At 64.1% G+C, this 18,584-nt stretch carries 19 protein-coding genes; 4 read left to right on the plus strand and 15 right to left on the minus strand.

Going from position 1 to position 18,584, the window contains the following annotated elements; translation table 11 throughout:
• Positions 1-34: 34 nt before the first annotated feature.
• The 9 genes from HNP71_RS04270 to lepB (HNP71_RS04310) all read right to left on the minus strand — a co-directional run bounded on the left by HNP71_RS04270 (position 35) and on the right by lepB (HNP71_RS04310) (position 9,778).
• The gene (locus HNP71_RS04270) at positions 35-982 is read right to left on the minus strand and encodes a glycosyltransferase family 2 protein (RefSeq protein WP_183265622.1); all 948 of its coding nucleotides are present in this window, start codon (positions 980-982) and stop codon (positions 35-37) included.
• Entirely contained in the window at positions 979-2,220 is a 1,242-nt protein-coding gene (locus HNP71_RS04275) for a hypothetical protein (protein WP_183265623.1), read from the minus strand. The genes HNP71_RS04270 and HNP71_RS04275 overlap by 4 nt, the downstream gene beginning before the upstream one ends.
• Positions 2,217-3,842, minus strand: a complete 1,626-nt coding sequence (locus HNP71_RS04280; RefSeq protein ID WP_183265624.1) for a hypothetical protein — start codon at positions 3,840-3,842, stop codon at positions 2,217-2,219. The genes HNP71_RS04275 and HNP71_RS04280 overlap by 4 nt, the downstream gene beginning before the upstream one ends.
• Positions 3,839-5,497 carry a hypothetical protein gene (locus HNP71_RS04285; protein WP_183265625.1) on the minus strand — a complete coding sequence of 553 codons (1,659 nt, stop codon included), beginning with the start codon at positions 5,495-5,497 and terminating at the stop codon, positions 3,839-3,841. Before HNP71_RS04285 ends, HNP71_RS04280 begins: the two co-directional genes overlap by 4 nt.
• Complete coding sequence (locus HNP71_RS04290; protein ID WP_183265626.1) at positions 5,446-6,741, minus strand: hypothetical protein; 1,296 nt, start codon at positions 6,739-6,741, stop codon at positions 5,446-5,448. Before HNP71_RS04290 ends, HNP71_RS04285 begins: the two co-directional genes overlap by 52 nt.
• Positions 6,742-6,748: 7 nt before the next feature.
• The gene (gene era, locus HNP71_RS04295) at positions 6,749-7,642 is read right to left on the minus strand and encodes a GTPase Era (protein WP_183265627.1); all 894 of its coding nucleotides are present in this window, start codon (positions 7,640-7,642) and stop codon (positions 6,749-6,751) included.
• A complete protein-coding gene (gene rnc, locus HNP71_RS04300) occupies positions 7,639-8,310 on the minus strand; it encodes a ribonuclease III (RefSeq protein ID WP_183265628.1) in 672 nt (223 codons plus the stop codon). Before rnc ends, era begins: the two co-directional genes overlap by 4 nt.
• Positions 8,307-9,059 carry a signal peptidase I gene (gene lepB / locus HNP71_RS04305; RefSeq protein ID WP_183265629.1) on the minus strand — a complete coding sequence of 251 codons (753 nt, stop codon included), beginning with the start codon at positions 9,057-9,059 and terminating at the stop codon, positions 8,307-8,309. Before lepB (HNP71_RS04305) ends, rnc begins: the two co-directional genes overlap by 4 nt.
• Positions 9,060-9,124: 65 nt before the next feature.
• The gene (lepB, locus tag HNP71_RS04310; RefSeq protein ID WP_183265630.1) at positions 9,125-9,778 is read right to left on the minus strand and encodes a signal peptidase I; all 654 of its coding nucleotides are present in this window, start codon (positions 9,776-9,778) and stop codon (positions 9,125-9,127) included.
• A 258-nt stretch (positions 9,779-10,036) separates the two neighbouring features.
• Here lepB (HNP71_RS04310) and HNP71_RS04315 point away from each other — a divergent pair, with 258 nt between their 5' ends.
• On the plus strand, positions 10,037-11,296 hold the full coding sequence (locus tag HNP71_RS04315; RefSeq protein ID WP_183265631.1) for a D-alanyl-D-alanine carboxypeptidase family protein: 1,260 nt from the start codon (positions 10,037-10,039) through the stop codon (positions 11,294-11,296).
• Positions 11,293-11,541 carry a DUF3297 family protein gene (locus HNP71_RS04320; RefSeq protein ID WP_183265632.1) on the plus strand — a complete coding sequence of 83 codons (249 nt, stop codon included), beginning with the start codon at positions 11,293-11,295 and terminating at the stop codon, positions 11,539-11,541. The genes HNP71_RS04315 and HNP71_RS04320 overlap by 4 nt, the downstream gene beginning before the upstream one ends.
• A gap of 57 nt (positions 11,542-11,598) precedes the next feature.
• Here the strand turns inward: HNP71_RS04320 and HNP71_RS04325 are convergent, their stop codons facing one another.
• The 6 genes from HNP71_RS04325 to folK all read right to left on the minus strand — a co-directional run bounded on the left by HNP71_RS04325 (position 11,599) and on the right by folK (position 17,260).
• Complete coding sequence (locus tag HNP71_RS04325; RefSeq protein WP_183265633.1) at positions 11,599-12,216, minus strand: flavin reductase family protein; 618 nt, start codon at positions 12,214-12,216, stop codon at positions 11,599-11,601.
• Between the two features lie 31 nt (positions 12,217-12,247).
• Positions 12,248-13,528, minus strand: coding sequence for a GGDEF domain-containing protein (locus HNP71_RS04330; protein ID WP_183265634.1), 1,281 nt, complete (start codon positions 13,526-13,528; stop codon positions 12,248-12,250).
• Positions 13,529-13,590: 62 nt separating this feature from the next.
• Positions 13,591-14,001, minus strand: coding sequence for a holo-ACP synthase (gene acpS, locus HNP71_RS04335; protein ID WP_183265635.1), 411 nt, complete (start codon positions 13,999-14,001; stop codon positions 13,591-13,593).
• Positions 13,998-16,223, minus strand: a complete 2,226-nt coding sequence (locus tag HNP71_RS04340) for a RelA/SpoT family protein (RefSeq protein WP_408840596.1) — start codon at positions 16,221-16,223, stop codon at positions 13,998-14,000. The genes acpS and HNP71_RS04340 overlap by 4 nt, the downstream gene beginning before the upstream one ends.
• A gap of 42 nt (positions 16,224-16,265) precedes the next feature.
• Complete coding sequence (rpoZ, locus tag HNP71_RS04345; RefSeq protein ID WP_183265637.1) at positions 16,266-16,679, minus strand: DNA-directed RNA polymerase subunit omega; 414 nt, start codon at positions 16,677-16,679, stop codon at positions 16,266-16,268.
• Between the two features lie 74 nt (positions 16,680-16,753).
• Positions 16,754-17,260, minus strand: coding sequence for a 2-amino-4-hydroxy-6-hydroxymethyldihydropteridine diphosphokinase (folK, locus tag HNP71_RS04350; RefSeq protein WP_183265638.1), 507 nt, complete (start codon positions 17,258-17,260; stop codon positions 16,754-16,756).
• Positions 17,261-17,380: 120 nt separating this feature from the next.
• On the opposite strand from folK, the gene HNP71_RS04355 reads away from it, so the two are divergent.
• The gene (locus HNP71_RS04355) at positions 17,381-17,953 is read left to right on the plus strand and encodes a LabA-like NYN domain-containing protein (RefSeq protein WP_183265639.1); all 573 of its coding nucleotides are present in this window, start codon (positions 17,381-17,383) and stop codon (positions 17,951-17,953) included.
• Positions 17,953-18,576, plus strand: coding sequence for a uracil-DNA glycosylase (locus HNP71_RS04360; RefSeq protein WP_183265640.1), 624 nt, complete (start codon positions 17,953-17,955; stop codon positions 18,574-18,576). Before HNP71_RS04355 ends, HNP71_RS04360 begins: the two co-directional genes overlap by 1 nt.
• The last annotated feature ends 8 nt before the right edge of the window (positions 18,577-18,584 follow it).

Consider the following 18,584-nt stretch of genomic DNA (forward strand, 5'->3'; position numbering starts at 1 on the left):
TCTTATCCCCTCTTAGTCCCGCGCTATCATAGTGTTACCCGGAGGCGCCGTCACCGCCATAGCTCTTGCGGACAATGTAGGCCGGGCGCTGCTTGGTCTCCATGTAGATGCGCCCGATATATTCGCCGAGCAAGCCGATGCTGATGAGCTGCACCGAGCCGAAAAAGGTAATGGCGACAAAGAGCGAGGCATAGCCCGGCACCGCATTACCGAACACCACGGTGCGGATGACGATATAGAGCGCGTAAATGAAGGTCAGCATGGCGGAGGCGGCACCGAGATAGGTCCACACCTTGAGCGGCGCGGTGGAGAAGCTGGTGAAGCCCTCCATGGCGAAGTTCCACAACGCGAGGCCGGAGAATTTCGTCTCACCGGCAGCGCGCGGGGCGCGGGTATAGTCGAGCGTGACGGTACGAAATCCCACCCAGGCGAACAGCCCCTTCATGAAGCGCTGACGCTCGGGCAGTTGCTTCAGCGCGTCCACCACGGCGCGGTCCATGAGCCGGAAATCGCCGACATTCTCTGGGATCTTGATCTTCGAGAGCTTGTTGTGGAGCTGATAGAACCAGGCGGCGGTCTTGCGCTTAAGCACACCGTCCGAGGAACGGTCGATGCGCCTTGCCAGCACCACCTCCGCCCCCTCGCGCCAGGCTTTCACCATCTCGGCAATCAGCTCGGGCGGATCCTGCAGATCGGCGTCGATGGGGATCACCGCCTCGCCTTTGGCGGCGTCGATGCCAGCGGTCAGCGCCGCCTCCTTGCCGAAATTGCGCGAGAATTCGAGCACGCGGAAACGCGAATCGGCCTGGGCCAGGGCGACCAGCTTGAGCAACGTGCCATCCTTGCTACCGTCATCGACACAGACAATCTCCCAGCGCGCATCGGGTACAGCCTCAAGCGCCGGGAGAATGGCGTCGGCGAAGGACTGGATCGCGGCAGCCTCGTTGTAGAACGGCACCACGAGGGAAAGCAGCTGGGTCATGCCGGCACCCGCAGGAGATTCTCCCGCGCATAGAGGAACAGCAGAGCCAGAAACCGTGTGACCACCCACCACCATAAAACCTCGCGCGCCAGCCAGACCATGATGACAACGGAATAGCCCGCCGCCTGCCCAAGCAGATGAGGCATAACGGAAATTGTTGCGATGCGGAAGAAACTCTCCCACATCAGCACCACAATGGCGATGGCCAGGGGGCGGTCCAGCATAGCCGCACCTGGCAGGGCGAGCAGCAGGAAGATGGCGCGGTAGTCGATATTCTGCGCCATGAAGAAGCAGGCGCAGATGAGCGCCGCACCGGCGATCAGATAAGCCTGGGTCTTGGCATCCAGCTTTTCCAGGGCCGGGCAATAACGCACGGTGCCCACCCAGCCGCGCCAAAGGGTGAAGAGGATCATCGCCCCGTACACGCCGTACAGCACCAGAGGCATGTGGATATTGGCGAGATGGCGCAAATCATCGCCATGCAGGGCGGCGATGCCGAGGCTGATCCCCAGAGGAATGTCGATGGCGCCAAAGCAATTGCCAAAGGGCGGGCCATGCGGAATGGCGGCCAGAACGGCCTGTATGCCCGCGCTAAAGCGCAGAACGCCGCCCAGCCCCACGAAGGCCAGCAGCGCGACGATGAGCGCCAGACGCCGAGGCGGCTCGCGCAGCAGCAGTGCCAACAGCGCCACGGGGTAATATTTCAGCGCCGCGCCGCTACCGAACAACACATAACCCACGAGCTTCGCGACGCCACCCCGCAGAACCAACCAGATACCCGCCACGGCGAAGAGGAAGATGAGCACATCGAGATTCATCCGCTCGACAGCGAAGGCCGTGCTGGCGGAAACACTTGCCAGCGTGCGCAACAAGAATTCTTCCCGGCTTTGCGGCTCTGGCAGCACTGCCAGAGCCGCAATGAACAATACGCCCAGCCCCAACCCCGCGAGGTTAAGATGCCCCGCCAAACCATCCAGCATCGGAAAATGCAGAAGAAATGGGGAATAATTGTAATTCCCTCCATTCATGCAGGCATTGGGCACGTACACATCCACCCCCTGCCCCGCGCAACGCAGCGCCTGCAACACCGCGTCAAGATCGGAAAATGACTGTGCTGCTCTGGGGATATCGAAAGCAGACAGAATAGAGAAATACACGCTTGGCACGGCAAGCTGCAACGCGATGAACAACAGCAGCGCGGCAAAAACGAGGGCCGAAATGGCGAAGCGGTTCATCATTGCGACTTCGGCACGGTAAAGATCGTCACGTCATCCACCTGCTTTTGCGGCCAGCCCAGCGTGGCGATGGCGGCAAGCAGATCCGCCTGCGTGCCTGGTCCGGCGACGACATATTGCGTCCCCGCCGCACGGGCATAGGTTGCGAAGTCATCCACGAAGCCGGGGCCAACAGTGCCGCCGAACAAATCGCCCACCGCCTTGAAGGCCTGAGCGGGCCGGGGCGGAAAGCCGAGATACCCACCCACCTGGGTGTAGCCGAAGCCATTTTCCATCTGCCAGAAGCTGGAGGGCCCATGCAGCGCAAAGGGCAGCACCAACAAACGCGGGTTCTCCCCCAGCACCACTTGCACGCGCCCAGGCTGAAAGAAGCTGGAATATGGTGCCGGCCGCCATGGATGCGGCACCGGCAGCAGCGCCACGCAAGCCAGCACGCCCAACGCCAAGCGCCAACACCGCCCCCCTGGCTGCGCCAGCCAATACGCGGCGATGACTGCGCCCGCCAGCGCGGTGAACATGGTGAAACGTGCGCTCAGGGCGGCGCCCAGCAGTGGCAGCTTCACCATCAGCATCCAGGGCAGCACGATGGGAGTGATATGCCCAGCCACCCAAAGCTGTGGTCCCAACTCGCAAACCAGCAGGGCCAGGAAGCATGCCACCAGATAGCGCCCCCGCGGCTGCCTGCCCTGCCCGCGCGCAAACAAATAGATAAGCAACAATAGCGGCAGGCCGAGATAGGCATCCTGCTCCTGGGCGCTCAGTGAAAAATGCCTGGAGATAGTGACGAATGGCGCACCGAACACACTCATCGCCGAGGGGATGACGAGATTGGCGAGATCGGCGGTGAAGTAATAGGGCCAGATCGCCGGATGATTGATCATCCAGTAATCCCGCGCCATGAGTACAAACAGCGGCGCCAGGGGCAACGCTACGAACGGCCCGGTGATCAGCCCGTCGGCAAATAGCCGCCGCAGCCCCTCCCGCCGCGCTGGCAGCAGCCAATAGGCCAAGCCCCAGGCCATGCCGCCGAAGACGAATATCATGGCGAATATCTCAAGGCAGATGAGGAACTGCGCCAGCAGCAGCAGCGCCGCCAGCGCCACGGCGGCGGAGCGGGAGAGTTCGCCGTCCAACCGCTTGAGCACCACCAGCAGCAGAGCGGGCACCAGACAAGTTACGGCGAGATTCAGTGCCGCCGCATCCTGCGTCATCTCGTACGCGGAAAACCCGAACAGGAAGCCACCAATCAACGACGCGGAAAAATCCCGCACCAGCCAATGGCAGAGCAGATAAGCAGCCCAGGCGGCCAGGACCGGGGCGGTAAGCGCATAGAGATTATAGACAAGCACCGGCCCGGCGGTGAGGGTGAGCGGTGCGGCGAGCGCGCCCAGTAGCGGCACCGAGGTAACCCAGAGCAACGAAACGCCGCTCGGGTACCAGATGCGGTTCGTAAAAAACGGATCGAGATGATGCGTCAGCGCATAGGGCCACCAGGCGAGGAACCACGGAGAATCCCATGGGTCCGCCCCCGCGCCGGAGAGTTGATGCGTCAGCGAGGCGCCGTGCCAAAGCAACAACACGCCAAGCAGAGCGTACACGGCAAAGGCGGCAGCATGGCGGTTCATGGCACTGTGAACACCGTCACATCATCCACTTGACGCACGGGCCAGCCCAAGGCGCGCAGGCCGACAACCATGTCACTAGGCGCACCCGGCCCCGCCACCACGTATTGCGTGCCGGTCTCATGGCAATACGCCGCGAAAGCAGGAACGATATCCGGCACTTCCAACCCAAAGAAATAGCGCATCAGCGCCGTATTCTGCTGCACGCGCTGCGGTGGAAAGCCGAGATATCCACCCGTTTGCGCGAAGGCAAAGTCGCTTTCGGCCTGCCAGTACATTGAGGGGCTGAAGAACCCAAAGGGCAGCACCGCCACCTTTGCCCCCTGTCCCAGGACCTGTCCCACCCGCCCAGGCGAAAAAAAAGCCGAATGCGGAATCGCCTGCACCGGGCGCGGGGTGGGCCACAGCATCGCCGCCGCCAGCAGGCCCAACGGCAGCCGCCGGCGCGGAGCCTCGGCCACCCAGAGCGCGGCAACGATGGCGATGGCGAGGCTGGCATAGAGCATCATCCGAGCCGGCAGCGCATTGCCGAGCAGCGGCAAGGCGTGGATGAGCATCCAGGGCAGCGGAATGCCGGTATCGTGCCCACTGAGCCAAAGCCGCGGCCCCAGGCTTGCGATAATCAGCCCCAGAACCAGCCAGCGCAGATAAGCCCGCCCCGCGCGCAAGGCGAGCCAGAGCAGGATGATCAGCGGCAGGCCGAGATACCCGCTTTGCTCACTAACAAAGCCTGGGAAATGCCTGGATACGGACGCAAACGCCACCCCGCCGATGGCATTGGTCGGGGTCGGGATGATGAGGTTGAGCAGGTCGGTGGAGAAGAAGAAAGGCCAAGCCTTGGGCAGGGAGACATCATGCGGCTGTACGAACAGCGCCCAGAGCAGCGGCGCAAGCAGCAGGAGCAGCAGCGGAGCGGCCAGCAAAGCATCGCCCGCCAGCAGCGCCAGACCACCCCGGCGTTGCGGCAGCAGCACCCAGGCCAACGCCCAAGCAAAGCCCCCGGCAACCACCGTGGTCGCGAACATCTCCAGCGAGATCCCGGCCATCGCGGCCAGCATCGTCGCCCCCAGCAACGCGGTGAGGATGCGCCCTACCCGGACATCGAGCCGTGCTAACGCCAGCAACACAAGGCAAGGCAGCAAAAAGGTGGTTTCCAGATTCAGCTGTTCGCTCTGGCGAGACATCGCATAGCTGGAGAAACCAAACAGAAATCCGCCCAGCAGCGCTGCCTCCGGCCGCCGGGTCACGTACAGGCACAGCGCATAGGCCACAAACGCCGCCATGATCGGAGCCGCCAGATTGCATAGGTTGAAGACAACAACCGGGCCAAACAGCTTGGTGACCGGCAGTGCCAGCAGCGCCAGAACCGGCACCCCGGTAGCCCAAGCAAGATTCAGCCCTCCGGGCTGCCAAACCATTTGCGTGAACAACGGGTTGAGATGGTGCGCCAGCGCATAGGGCCACCAAGCGAAGAACCAGATGAATTGCAGTGGCTCGCTGCCGCCGCCCGAGACCATGCCTGTGAGCGGCGTCCCATGCTGCACCGCCGCCCAGGCACAAATCGCGTAAAGCGTCAGCGCGGCCAAATGCCAGGGCCAGAAGCGCTTCAGCACGCCACCTCGCTTGGCTGGCGCAACGTCCGCAGCCAGCAGACGCACAGCGCCAGAAGCCGCACCACCACCCACCACCAGAGATATTCCCGCACGCCCCAGGCCAGCACCTGCGCCGCATATCCCACCATGCCGGCCAGATGACGGAATAGCCCCTCCCACAACAGCAGCAGCACCGCCACCGGCAAAAAGCGCAGATCCGCTGCTTCCGCCGCTCGCAGTCGCATCAGCCCCGGCAGCGTGAGCAGCAGGAAGATGGCGCGGTAATCGAGATTCTGCGCGGCGCAAAAGCAGAAGCCGACCAATATGGCCCCGGCAAGTAGAAACAGATGCTCCGACTCCGACAGACCGCGTAGCTCCTCCTGGTAGCGCGGCGCCAGTTGCAGCGCGGAAACAATACCCGCCAGCACCAGCAGCTTCTGCGCCACCACGATATAGAGCGGCACAAAAGGATAGCTCAGCGCCGCAAAAAAAGCGGCTTGGTCCGGCTCAAGCGTATGCACAGGCAGAAAGGCTAGCAGCGCCAAGCCGAAGGGCACGTTCATCGCCCCAAACACTGCACGGAACGGCAGGCCGCCGGGCAAAATGTCGATGGCCCGCGCCGTGCCCGCGCCATAGGCCCAGAGGTACACACCTCCCGCCGCCGCCAGAACCAGCGTCATCAGCACGATGAAGCGCCGCCTCTCCCGTAGTACCAGCCCCAACAGCACGGCAGGATAAAGCTTCATCGCCGCTGCCAGGGTGAACAACGCATAGCCCAGCGCCGCTAGCCGCGCCCGCAGCAGAAGCAGCAGGCCCGCCACCAACAGCACGAAGATCAGCACATCCAGATTGGCGGTATTCAGCGCCAGCATCACATCGCCCGAACAGAGCCCCAGGCAACGCCAGACAACCCCGCCCCATCCGCGCGCGGGCGGCAACCCCAGGCTGACTAGCAGGAACAGCACGCCGCTAGCCAAACCCAACGGCATGCGCAGGGCCGGGCCGATGCCCAGATCGGCGATGCGCAGCAGCATTGGCGCGTAATTATACACCCCGCCATGCATACAGGGGCTGGGCAGGTACACGTTCACCCCCGCTTTCCAGCATGCCCCAGCCTGCAGCACGGCCATTAGATCGGTGAAGGTGTATAAATTCGGGATCGGGTCCAGCAGCCCGAGCAGCGCCGCATAACCACGCGGAGCCGCAAAGAACAGCAGCATAAACAGCCCGTACAGGGCGGCAGCCACAAGGCTCGGCGCGCAGCGCAGCGCCAGTTCATGGCGTATCCCATGGCCGGTGCACCGCGCCATGCTTGGGTCAGATCTTCGGGTCGGTCAGTCCGGTGGCGCGGATGCGGGCGGCTTCCTCGTCCCAGCCCGCACGCTCGGCCACACGCAGGAACAGATCCACCTTGGTCTCGAACAGGCGCGTCAGCTCCGCCCTGGCCCGCGCGCCGATCTCGCGGATGCGCGAACCGCCAGAGCCGATCAGGATCGCCTTATGCCCAGGGCGGGAGACGTAGATCACCGCGTCGATACGGATACCGTTCTTCTGCTCCTTGAAGCTCTCGGTCTCCACCGTGGTGCCGTAGGGCACTTCGTCGCGGGTTTGCAGGAAGATCTGCTCACGCACGATCTCGGCGGCGAGCAGACGGTCCGGCAGGTCGGTCATCTCGTCCTCGGGGTAAAGGAACGGCCCCTCGGGCAACTTGGCGGTGCAGAAATCCAGCAGCACGTTAATGCCGTCGCCAGTATTGGCGGAGATCATGAATATCTGCTCGAACTCAGCCAGCGCGGCGAGGTCTTGCGTGAGCGGCAGCAGCTTCTGGCGGTCGATCAGGTCGATCTTGTTCAGCACCAGCGCCATCTTGCGGCCCGAAGCGGCGGCCTTGGTCACGATCTCGCGCACGGCGTCCGTCAACCCGGCCTTGGCGTCCACCAGCAGCAGCACATAATCGGCCTCGGCTGCGCCATCCCAGGCGGCGGCGACCATCGCGCGGTCCAGCCGGCGCTTGGGCGAGAAGATGCCTGGCGTGTCCACGAAGAGCATCTGCGCCTCGTTACGCACCAGAATCCCCAGCACGCGCGCACGGGTTGTCTGCGCCTTCGGCGTCACGATGGAGAGCTTCGCTCCCGTCAGGCGGTTGAGCAGCGTGGATTTCCCCGCATTGGGTGCGCCGATCAGCGCAATGAAACCGCATTTCGTCGTCATTCTGGCAATATCTCCAGCAGCATCCGTGCTGCTTCCTGTTCCGCCGCGCGCTTGGCCCCGGCCTTGGCCTCGGCACTCTCCTTGCCCACGCTCACCCGTATCACGAAGAGCGGCGCATGTGAGGGGCCGCTTTGCGACACCACTTCATAAACCGGCAGTTGCTGGGAGCGCTTGAGCGCCCATTCCTGCAGCGCCGTCTTGGGGTCCTTGGGTGGGGCGGCCTGGGCCACGACCACATCCTTCATAACCCGGCGGATAAACGCTTTCGCCGCATCCAGCCCGGCATCCAGATACAGCGCCCCGATCATCGCCTCCAACGCATCGGCCACCACATTTGCCTGGGCGCTCACCCCGCGCTTGGCCTCTCCCGGCGCGACGTTCAGCATATGGGCCACGCCATGAGCCTCGGCGATGGCCGCGAGCGACGGCTTGGAGACAAGTGCCGCCAGACGCGGGCCGAGCTTACCCTCCTGTTCATTGGGAAAGCGCTCGATCAGCCACTCGGCCACCACCAAGCCGAGCACACGGTCGCCGATGAATTCCAGCCGTTCGTTCGAGCCCACCCCCTTGGCCCCGGCGGCGGAGCGGTGGGTAAGCGCCTCGGCCAGCAGCTCGGGGCGGGTGAAATCATGCCCAAGCAGCGCCTGGGCGGAGGTCAACCCGCTCACGTAATGGAGTGCAGCATCCGGCCCCAACGAATCTCGACGGGCCAGTACCAGAACTGCCAGAACGGATGCTTCAGATCGATGGAAAAGAAGATCAGCGAAGCCGGACCGATCACGTTCTCGATGGGCACATAGCCCACTGGACCATCGAGGAAGCGGGAATCCTCGGAATCGTCGCGGTTATCGCCCATCAGGAAGATATCGCCCGCCGGCACGGTGTAAACCGGGGTGTTGTTGGCGAACCCTTCATCGGTGCGCTTGAGGATCTGGTGCACCTTTCCGCCCGGCAGCGTCTCCGTATAGTCGCGGGCCTGCACCGGCGGCCCGTAGGCATCGCTGTCATCGACATAGGTCCCGGCATCGGTGCGCGGCACCTGCTGGCCGTTGATCAGCAACTGGCCGTTGGTCACCTGGATGGTATCGCCCGGCAGGCCGATGACGCGCTTGATGAAATCCTCATCCGGCAGCCCAGGCGGGCGGAACACCACCACATCGCCCCGCTTGGGCGCGCCGCCCGGCCAACGGCCCGAGAAGACATCCGGCGCGAAGGGGAAGGAGAAATGCGAATAGCCGTAGGCGAACTTGTTCACCACCAGATAATCGCCCACCAGCAGGGTCGGCACCATGGAACCGGAGGGGATATAGAACGGTTCGAACAGGAAGGTGTGGATGCCAACGGCGATCAGCCCGGCATAGACTATGGTTTTGACGAATTCGATAAAACCGCCGGAATGCTGCGCGTTGCGTGCCATCTATATGCCAATCCTCGAAACTTGGCGCATCAAACCCGGCACTGGCGGCTTGTCAAGGAAACGCCTTACTCCACCCGCCGGAAGAACCGCCCCGGCCGCAGTTTGAGACCGTGCGCGCGCGGGTCCAGCGCCACCAGCACCAGCACGGCTCGGCCGATCACGTCCCGCTCGGGCACGTAGCCCACGGGCCCGTCGAGGAAGCGCGAATCCTCGGAATTGTCGCGATTGTCGCCTAGCAGGAAGAGATCGCCCGGCGGCACGGTGTAAACCGGCGTGTTGTTGGCAAAGCCGTCATCCGCCACCTTGAGGATGGGGTAGCTCCGCCCCCCCGGCAGGGTTTCGGTGCAGATCCGGGCCACCACCGGACCCGCCCCGCTTTCGTCCTCGTAATGGCCCGCGTCGGCGCACGGCACTTGCTGGCCATTGAGGAACAGCCGCCCGGCCTTGAGCTGCACGCTATCGCCCGGCAGGCCGATGACGCGCTTGACCAGCACTTCGCCCGAGCCGGTGGGCGAGGCGAAGACCAGCACTTCACCCCGCCGGAACGGGCCGTGGAGGAATTTGCTGACGATCAGGCAATCCCCCGGCAGCAGTTCCGGAACCATGCTCCCCGAGGGAATCCAGTACGGCGCGAACAGGAAGTGGCGCACGCCCACCGCCACGGCCAGGGCGATGGCCAATGTCCTCAGCACCTCCCCCAGCCTTAGCGTCTGTTTCACAACTCTACTCCGGCGGCCCTTTAGCCGCGTTTTTCTGCACTCCGGTGCTCACGTACCTTAAGCACGCTCGGCTCCGGCACTCAAAAATCACGCCTAACCGCCTCGCCGGAGCGAGTTCTTAAACAGCCTCTCAAGCGCCGCATTACATTAAATAACCATCTGTAATCTGCCGCTTTCAATCCCGGCGCTTGCGGCGTGTCAACAAATGGGTACAGAGAGGCCCGCATTTGCCAGCACAGCACGGAGACCGATTCGCCCATGCTCAAGACCAACGGTTTGTCCCGCGCCGCCCTTGCCGCCGCGCTGGTCTTCGCCAACGCCGCCGCGGCCAAGACTCACCACGCCGTCGATAACGGCCCCCACACCGCTTCCGCCCAGGCGGACAAGATCGGCGCCACCGCCGCGCCCACCGGCCCGGCGCCGGTGCCGGATTCCCCGGCGGGCGATAAATCCACTCCCGTGCCGCCCACGCTGCCGGACATGACGGCCTATGTGCTGATGGACGCCGCCACCGGCGCCATCCTGGCCGAGGCCGCGCCGCATATGCAGCTCCCCCCCGCCAGCCTGACCAAGCTTATGACGGCGCACATCGTCTACAAGGCGCTGCACAGCGGCGGGCTGAAGCTGGACCAGACCGTGCCGGTCTCGGTCGATGCGTGGCACCAGCAGGGCTCCACCATGTTCATCGACCCGACCTCGGTCGTTACCGTGGACCAACTCCTGCACGGGCTGATCATCGACTCGGGTAACGACGCCGCCACCGCCCTGGCTGAGCAGGTGGCCGGCTCCACCGATTCCTTCGTGCAAATGATGAACAAGGAGGCCGCCAATATCGGCCTCACCGATACCAACTACGTCAACCCCACCGGCCTGCCCGACCCCGCACTGCACACCTCGGCCATGGACGTGGCGCTGCTCTCCCGCGCCATCCTGCAGGAGGAGCCGGAGATCCTCGATATCTCCAAGCAGCAGAGCTACACCTACAACAACATCACCCAGGCGAGCTGGAACCCGGTGCTGGCCAAGGACCCCACCGTGGACGGCCTCAAGACCGGCCTGACCAAGGAAAGCGGCCATTGCATCGACGTCACCGCCCAGCGCGGCAGCATGCGGCTGATCGCCGTGGTCACCGGCGGGCCGACCTGGGGCGAAAGCACCGCCGCCATCGAGACGCTGCTCGCCTACGGCCAGAAATTCTTCACCGACACGAAGATCGCCACCGCGAACCAGCAGATCGACACGCTCACCAGCGACGCGCTGGATAGCGGCAGCGTGCCCGTCGGCCCGGCGCAGGACGTGTTCCTCACCCTGCCCGCCGACGCCGCCAACAGCGTGACCCACAGCATCACCTACACCGCCGACCTCACCCCTGGCGTGACCAAGGGCGAGACGCTGGGCAGCGTGACCTACACCGCCAACGGCAAAACCCTGGCCACCGTGCCGGTGCTGGCCCTGGCGGATTCGCCGCAGGCGAGCTTCTTCACCAAAATCAAACGTAAGCTGAGCAAGTATCTATGAGCGACACCCTCCCCGACCGCCTCTCCATCGACCCGGACAGCGCCTTCTTCAACGAGAAGCTGCTGGAGCGGGGCATCGGCATCCGTTTCAACGGGGTCGAGAAAAACAATGTCGAGGAATATTGCGTCTCCGAAGGCTGGGTGCGCGTGGCCGCCGGCAAAACCACCGACCGTCACGGCAAGCCGCTGACCATGAAGCTCAAGGGCAAGGTTGAAGCTTATTTCCGTGACGACGCCGCGGGCTAAGAAAGTCGTGGGGGCTTTTTGAAAAAAGCCCCCACACCTGCAAAAAACTTTTAGAACTTAGCCGGGCCGCTTCATATCGAGGCGGGTTTCCGGCAGCACTTCGGCATATGCCGTGGCGCCTCCCGCGCGCAGCAGAATACGTGCGCTGAACGTGTCGAATACCCCATCCACGATCAGATGCGGGGCAATATGCACGCCCACCACTTCCCCCAGTACCAGCCACGCCTCGGCGGGCTGCCCTTGCCAGCCCTTGAGCTGCACGATCTCCGCCACCTTGCACTCGAAATTCACCGGGCTCGCCGCCACGCGTGGCGGCTGCACGAGGTTCGCGGGCGCCTTTTCCAGCCCGGCTAAAGTGAATTCATCCACCCCATAAGCCGCCGTGGCTGAGGTCGCGTTCATCGCCTCGGCCAGCTCCCGCGTGGCGAGGTTCCATACGAACTCCCCGGTCTCCCGAACATTGCGCAGCGTGTCCTTGGCGCCGATGCTGGAGAAGCCGATAATCGGCGGGTGATAACAAAAGGCATTGAAAAAGCTGTATGGTGCCAAATTCACCGAACCATCCGCACCGCGTGAGGAGATCCAGCCAATTGGGCGCGGCCCGACGATGGCGTTGAACGGATCGTGCTTCAGCCCGTGCCCTTTGGCCGGTTCGTAGAAATGGTCCTGCTCCATGCCCCCCTATGTGGCACCGCCACCGCCGGGCTCAAGCCTTCTCGGTGAATTCCGTCTCCCGGTAACGACACACCTGATCGCCACCGAACAGCCTTGCATCGGCCAGCGCCTGGGTGGCGCGGCGGGTGAGCTCCTGCGGGTTATAGAGGTCATCTGGCCCGCTGAAGGCCGCAGCCCCGCCGCTTAATGTCAGCAGCCCGCCCTCGCGCACATCGTCGGGCAGGGCCAAAGCCCGCACCGCCTCGGCAATCTTTTGCGCCACGCACTCCGCCCCGGCGGCATCGGCCAACGGCAGTAGTACGGCGATTTCCGTCTTGCTGTAACGAGCGACGAGATCGCCCGTACGGCGCGGTACAGCCCGCACCGCCTCGCCCACGCCGCGCAGGCAGGCATCGGCGGATTTGCGGCCGTGGCGCGCCGTGTAGCGAGCGAATTGGTCGATCTCGATCAGCACCAGCCCAAGCGGCATCTTGCTGCGTACGGCGCGCTTGAACTCGTAGCCCAGGCTGGCATCGAACTGCTTGCGGCTGAGCAGGCCGGTGAGTTCGTCCACGGTACCATCCTCCAACCCGGCATGGGCAGGCGGATGCGTCTCGGCCCTGCGGGTCTCAGTCACATCCACCATCACGCCCTGCACCGCCTCCACGTCCCCGAAGCGGCCACGCAGCGCCTGGGCGCGCAGCACCACGTTGCGGATCTCGCCATCCGGGCGGCGCAGCTTGGCCGTTACATCAAACTCGCCGCCTTTTTCCATGACTTCGCGCAGCAGCGCCCCGATGCGCGCGCCATCCAGCGGATGAAATGCCGCGAGTGCCGAGTCCAGCCGTGGGCGGTAATGCTCGTGCCACAGGCCATGGATGCGGAACACCTCATCCGACCATGTCAGCGTTTGCCCCGGCACGGCGAGGCGCCAATGCCCGACATGCCCGGCCTGCTCAGCCTTGGCCAGCCAGAAACGCGCTTCCTCGGCGGCGGCTTCCGCCCGGCGCGCCCGCGCCTCCAGCCGCCGGTTGAGAACCTGGGCCCGCCCCTCCCGCAACCGCCGCGCCACCGGCCAGAACACGGCGGGCAGCGCCAGCAGGCAAAGTGCCGCGGTAAAGTTCAGCATGTAATTCAGCTCAACCCAGCACAGCGGAGCGGTGGCGATGGCCAGTGTCTCCACCAGGGCGCCGGAGAGCAGCGCAATCATCAGTGTCGTGCGCTGTTCACCCACAACGCTGTCCTCGGTCGCGGTGGAGAGGTCGTTAACCACATAGGCCATGGCGAGAAACGCGCTCGCCGCCATCGTATCTACGATCGTATCCGCAATCATGCCGCCTCCGCCGGAAGGAACTGGTTAACAAAGCATTCCTTCCTGAGCATGGGGCGACAAAGTTAAGTGGCGGCTAATGGCTCCGCGGAAATAATCACTTGCGCGTAGGCATAGGGATATTCATCGGTCAGCGAGAGGAAAATGCGCGGCGCATGGCCGGGCGGGGTGATGGCGTGCAGCCGCTCCAGCGCCCCGCCATGCAACTCCAGTGTCGGCTGGCCGGATTGCAGGTTGACCACGCGCAGATCCGAGAGAAACACGCCATGGCGGAACCCGGTACCGAGCGCCTTGGCGCAGGCCTCCTTGGCGGCGAAGCGCTTGGCGTAGCTCGGCGCGCGGAAATGCGCCCGGCGTTCGGAGCGGGCGCGCTCCACCTCGGAGAACACACGCAGGGTGAAGCGCTCGCCATGCTTTTCCAGCGCCGCCTCGATCCGCCTTATGTCGCAGATATCGGAACCGAGCCCGAGGATCATGCCCGCTCGCGCTCGACCTGCGCGATCCCCGAGGTGCCGCGCAGCCCGGCGATCACCTGGTTGAGATGGCGCGCGTCGCGCACCTCCACATCCACCAGCGTCTCGAAGAAATCCTGCTGCCGGTTCACGACCTTCAGATTGGCGATGGCGCCGTCCTGCTTGGCCACAGCGTTGGTGAGGCTGGCCAGGGCGTTGGGGCCGTTATTGGCGATGACGCTGATGCGCCCGGTGAATTTCTGCGTCTTCGGGTCCATCTTGGCGATGCTCGCCGTATCCCAATCGATGTCGATGAACCGCTCCGGCGTCGCCGCGAAGGTCTCCAGCGTGGCGCAATCCTTGGCGTGCACGGTCACGCCCTTGCCGGTGGTGACGATGCCGACGATCTTATCCCCCGGCAGCGGATGGCAGCACCCGGCGTAATGCACATCCATGCCCGCGACGATGCCGGTGATTGGCATGCCATAATCGGCCTTGGCCCCGCTGCTGCGCGGCGAGCGCGCGGTGAGCGCCCCGCCCATGAAGGCCGGCAGCATGCGCGGGGCACGTGGGGCGCGCAGCTCCGGGTAGGCGGCGTTGATCACGTCCTTGGCGCCGATAATGCCGGTGGCGACGGCAACGTAGAGATCGTCCACGCTCGCCTGCTTCAGCGCCTTCAACACCGGCTCCAGCACTTTTTCGGAACCGTCCACGCCCTCCTGACGGAAGGCCTTGGCCAGGATGGACTTGCCCGCGTCGCGGTGCGCGTCGCGCATCTGCTGGGCGAGGAAGCGGCGGATGCGCGCCCGCGCCTTGCCTGTCGTGACAAACCGCTCCCAGGCCGGAGACGGTGTGCCCCCGCGCGCGGTGAGGATTTCCACCTGGTCGCCGTTCTGCAGCTCGTAACGCAGCGGCATCAGCCGCCCGTTGATGCGCGCCCCCACGCACGTATCGCCGATCTGCGAATGCACGGCATAGGCGAAATCCACCGAGGTCGCGCCGCGCGGAAGCTGGATGAGCTGCCCCTTGGGCGTGAAGCAGAACACCTGGTCCTGGTACAGTTCCAGCTTGGTGTTCTCTAGAAATTCATCGGGCGCGGAGTTTTCGAGAATTTCCAGCAGGTCCTGCACCCAGCGGAATTTCTGCACATCGCCAGCCGAGGCATCCGACTGCTTATACAGCCAATGCGCAGCAACACCGGCTTCCGCCACCGCCTGCATCTCCGGCGTGCGGATCTGGATCTCGATCTTCTGGTTGCGCGGCTGGCGCAGCGTCACGCCCGTGTGCAAAGACTGATAGCCGTTGGTCTTGGGCGTGGAGATATAGTCCTTGAACCGCCCGGCGATGACCGGATAGGCGGCATGAATGGCCCCCAGCGCCACATAGCAATCCGCGCGGCTGGGCACGATGATGCGGAAGGCCATGATGTCCGAAAGCTGCTCAAAGGCAACGTTACGGCGCTGCATCTTCTGCCAGATGGAATAGGGCGATTTCTCGCGCCCCGCGATTTCCACCACACTCACGCCCGCCTCCTGACAGACATTGGTCAGCTCCCGGCGCACCTCCTCGATGACATCCGCCCCCTGCCCGCGCAGGAAGTTCAGGCGCGCCTGAATGGTCTCATAGGCCTCGGGGTCGATCTCGGCGAAGGAGCGCGTCTGCAGCTCGGTCTTTACCGCCTCCATGCCGATGCGCTCGGCCAGCGGGGCGTAGATCTCCATCGTCTCGCGCGCGATCCGCTGGCGCTTATGCGCCGCCGAGATTGCGCCGATGGTGCGCATATTGTGCAACCGGTCCGCGAGCTTCACGATGAGCACGCGGATATCCTTGCTCATCGCCAGCACGAGCTTGCGAAAATTCTCCGCCTGCTTGGTGCGGTCCGATTGCAGCTCGAGACGGGTCAGCTTGGTGACGCCATCCACCAGCCCGGCGATTTCGGGGCCAAACCGCTTCTGCAGATCGGCTAGGCTGACGGAGGTGTCCTCCACCGTGTCGTGCAGCAGCGCGGTGATGATGGAGGCGGCATCGAGCTTATAGCCGGCGAGGATGTTCGCCACGGCCAGCGGATGGGTGATGTACGGCTCGCCATTATCGCGCTTCTGCGCGGCATGAGCCTGCTCGGCCACGCCATAGGCGTCATCGATGAGCGCCGGATCAGCCTTGGCGTCGTATGAGGCTACACGCGCCAAAAGCCCGCGCAGCTCCGGGTGGAACTGCGGCGGGCTAGCGGACAGCCCTTCAGGCAGGCAGGACAGGCTCAAGCCACGGCAGCCCGTCCGCATACGGGGTTACCGGCGGGAGGACTTGCCGCCGAGCTCGGCCTCGATCGCGGCCTGGATATCCTCGGGAGACATGATCTCCTCGCCCTCGGCGGCCATGGCGGCGGCCTCTTCCTCGGCGGAGACATCCTGCAAGCCGAAAATATTCTGCTCGGTGGGGATCAGGTCCACCACCTCCTCGTCCACGGGCTCCGGCTCCGGCACGCGGGACAGGCCCTTGACCAGATCCTGCTCCAGTTCCGGCAGAGCAAGGGTTTCCTCGGCGATCTCGCGCAGAGCGACGACCGGGTTCTTGTCGTTATCCCGGTCGATGGTCAGCTGCTCGCCACGGCTGATGTTACGGGCGCGCTGCGCGGCCAACAGAACCAGCTCGAAGCGGTTGGGCACTTTTTCAACGCAGTCTTCAACGGTTACGCGGGCCATAAACAAAGCTCCAGGCAGAAAATTGAACGGTTGCCTTAACCCGCGCGCAGGCGCGATGCAAGTGTTTATGGCTTTTAGGCCGGCTCATCCTCATGCCAGGGCTGCAACGACTGCGGGGGCAGCTCGGCCAGCAAGGTGGTCACGCTCCGGCGCAGCGTGGGGTGGCGCCAGGCGGGGGCGACATCCAGCAGCGGGCGAAGCACGAAGGCGCGCAAATGCGCCCGGGGATGCGGCAGCACCGGGTCCGGCACGGCGCGGATGATGCCATTGAGGTCGATAATGTCGAGGTCCAGCGTGCGCGGGGCGTTGGGGATGGAACGCTCTCGGGCGAACCGTTCCTCGATCCCGTGCAGCGTCGCCAGCAGCTCGGCGGGGGGGATGTCACCTTCCATGCGGATCATGCCGTTGCAGTAATCCGGGTCCTCGGTACGGGGGATGGCGGCGGTGCGGTACCAGGGAGACAGCGCCACGAATTCAAGCCCAGGAATGGCACGGACGGCCTCTGCGGCGGCCTGACAGGTCTCCAGCGGCGACTCGCCTTCCGGCCCTGGCAGGTTGGCGCCGATGGCAATCAATATCATATCTAAGAAAATACCTTTCTCTGGCCCCGTCCCGGCTGGCTTAATCGACGGGACCTTTCTAACATTATCCGCAGCGATGTATATCCGCCTTAACGCCTATTTCATGAGAAGCACAAAAGCATGACCCGTTTTTCGTCCCAGGAACGAACCGCGCTGTTTATCGACGGGGCTAATCTATACGCCGCGACTCGCAGCCTGGGCTTCGATATCGATTACCGGAGGTTGCTCGACTACTTTGGCGCGAAAACCAATCTGCTACGTGCCTATTATTATTCCGCCCTGCTGGAGACTGAAGAGTACTCCCCGTTGAAACCTCTAACAGACTGGCTCGCCTATAACGGGTATAGCCTAGTCACCAAACCGGCCAAGGAATTCACCGACGCGCTGGGCCGCCGCCGGATCAAAGGCAATATGGATATCGAACTGGCGATCGACATGCTGGAGCTCGCACCAAAACTCGACCATGCGATTCTGTTCTCGGGCGACTCCGATTTCCGCCGCCTCGTCGAGGCCGTGCAGCGCAAGGGTGTGCGCGTCTCGGTCGTTTCCACTATCCGCACCTCCCCGCCGATGATCGCCGACGAACTGCGCCGCCAAGCCGACCAATACGTGGAACTGGCCGACATCGCGCCGGAATTCACGCGGCGGCCCCAGGAAGGCCGTACCCGCCAGCGTGACGACGACGAAGCGTGATGCCCGGCCACGACTGCACGCTCTGCCCGCGCCTCGTGGCGTACCGGGAGAGCAACCGCCGCGCCATTCCGCATGGCTTCAACGGCCCCGTGCCGAGCTTTGGCCCCTCCACAGCCCGCCTGCTGATTGTGGGCCAGGCCCCTGGCGTGAACGGCGCCAACACCACCGGCCGCCCCTTTACCGGCGATGTCGCGGGGCGCCTGCTCTATGCCACGCTGCTGAAGACGGGCTTCGCCAGCGGCAGCTACGAGGAGCGCGCCGATGATGGGCTGAAGCTGCATGACTGCCGGGTGACCAACGCGGTGCGCTGCGCCCCGCCGCAGCACAAGCTGCAGACGGTGGAAATCAACACCTGCCGCCCCTTCCTGGCCGAGGAGATCGCCTCCATGCGTAAGCTGCGCGTTTTCCTGGCCATCGGGCGGGAGCCGCATGAGGGCATTCTGCGCGTGCTGGGGCTGAAGCCAGCCGCCTACAAGTTCGCCCATGGGTCGATGCACGAGCTGCCGAACGGGTTGATATTGGCCGACAGCTTCCACACCTCGCAGTACAACGTGAACACCGGGCGGCTGACCGCGCCGATGTTCGAGGCCGTCGTGGAAGAGATCAGGGCGCGGCTAAATTAACAAAAGTT

This window comes from Acidocella aromatica, from assembly GCF_014201825.1.
Lineage (GTDB): Bacteria > Pseudomonadota > Alphaproteobacteria > Acetobacterales > Acetobacteraceae > Acidocella > Acidocella aromatica.

Coding starts and splice junctions, on each gene's coding strand:
- HNP71_RS04270 (WP_183265622.1), bottom strand. CDS start 982: ATGACCCAGCTGCTTTCCCTCGTGGTGCCGTTCTACAACGAGGCTGCC.
- HNP71_RS04280 (WP_183265624.1), bottom strand. CDS start 3,842: ATGAACCGCCATGCTGCCGCCTTTGCCGTGTACGCTCTGCTTGGCGTG.
- HNP71_RS04355 (WP_183265639.1), top strand. CDS start 17,381: ATGACCCGTTTTTCGTCCCAGGAACGAACCGCGCTGTTTATCGACGGG.
- HNP71_RS04320 (WP_183265632.1), top strand. CDS start 11,293: ATGAGCGACACCCTCCCCGACCGCCTCTCCATCGACCCGGACAGCGCC.
- HNP71_RS04275 (WP_183265623.1), bottom strand. CDS start 2,220: ATGATGAACCGCTTCGCCATTTCGGCCCTCGTTTTTGCCGCGCTGCTG.
- HNP71_RS04325 (WP_183265633.1), bottom strand. CDS start 12,216: ATGGAGCAGGACCATTTCTACGAACCGGCCAAAGGGCACGGGCTGAAG.
- era (WP_183265627.1), bottom strand. CDS start 7,642: ATGACGACGAAATGCGGTTTCATTGCGCTGATCGGCGCACCCAATGCG.
- HNP71_RS04290 (WP_183265626.1), bottom strand. CDS start 6,741: ATGGCGCGGTGCACCGGCCATGGGATACGCCATGAACTGGCGCTGCGC.
- rpoZ (WP_183265637.1), bottom strand. CDS start 16,679: ATGGCCCGCGTAACCGTTGAAGACTGCGTTGAAAAAGTGCCCAACCGC.
- HNP71_RS04360 (WP_183265640.1), top strand. CDS start 17,953: ATGCCCGGCCACGACTGCACGCTCTGCCCGCGCCTCGTGGCGTACCGG.
- acpS (WP_183265635.1), bottom strand. CDS start 14,001: ATGATCCTCGGGCTCGGTTCCGATATCTGCGACATAAGGCGGATCGAG.
- folK (WP_183265638.1), bottom strand. CDS start 17,260: ATGATATTGATTGCCATCGGCGCCAACCTGCCAGGGCCGGAAGGCGAG.
- HNP71_RS04315 (WP_183265631.1), top strand. CDS start 10,037: ATGCTCAAGACCAACGGTTTGTCCCGCGCCGCCCTTGCCGCCGCGCTG.
- lepB (WP_183265629.1), bottom strand. CDS start 9,059: ATGGCACGCAACGCGCAGCATTCCGGCGGTTTTATCGAATTCGTCAAA.
- HNP71_RS04330 (WP_183265634.1), bottom strand. CDS start 13,528: ATGATTGCGGATACGATCGTAGATACGATGGCGGCGAGCGCGTTTCTC.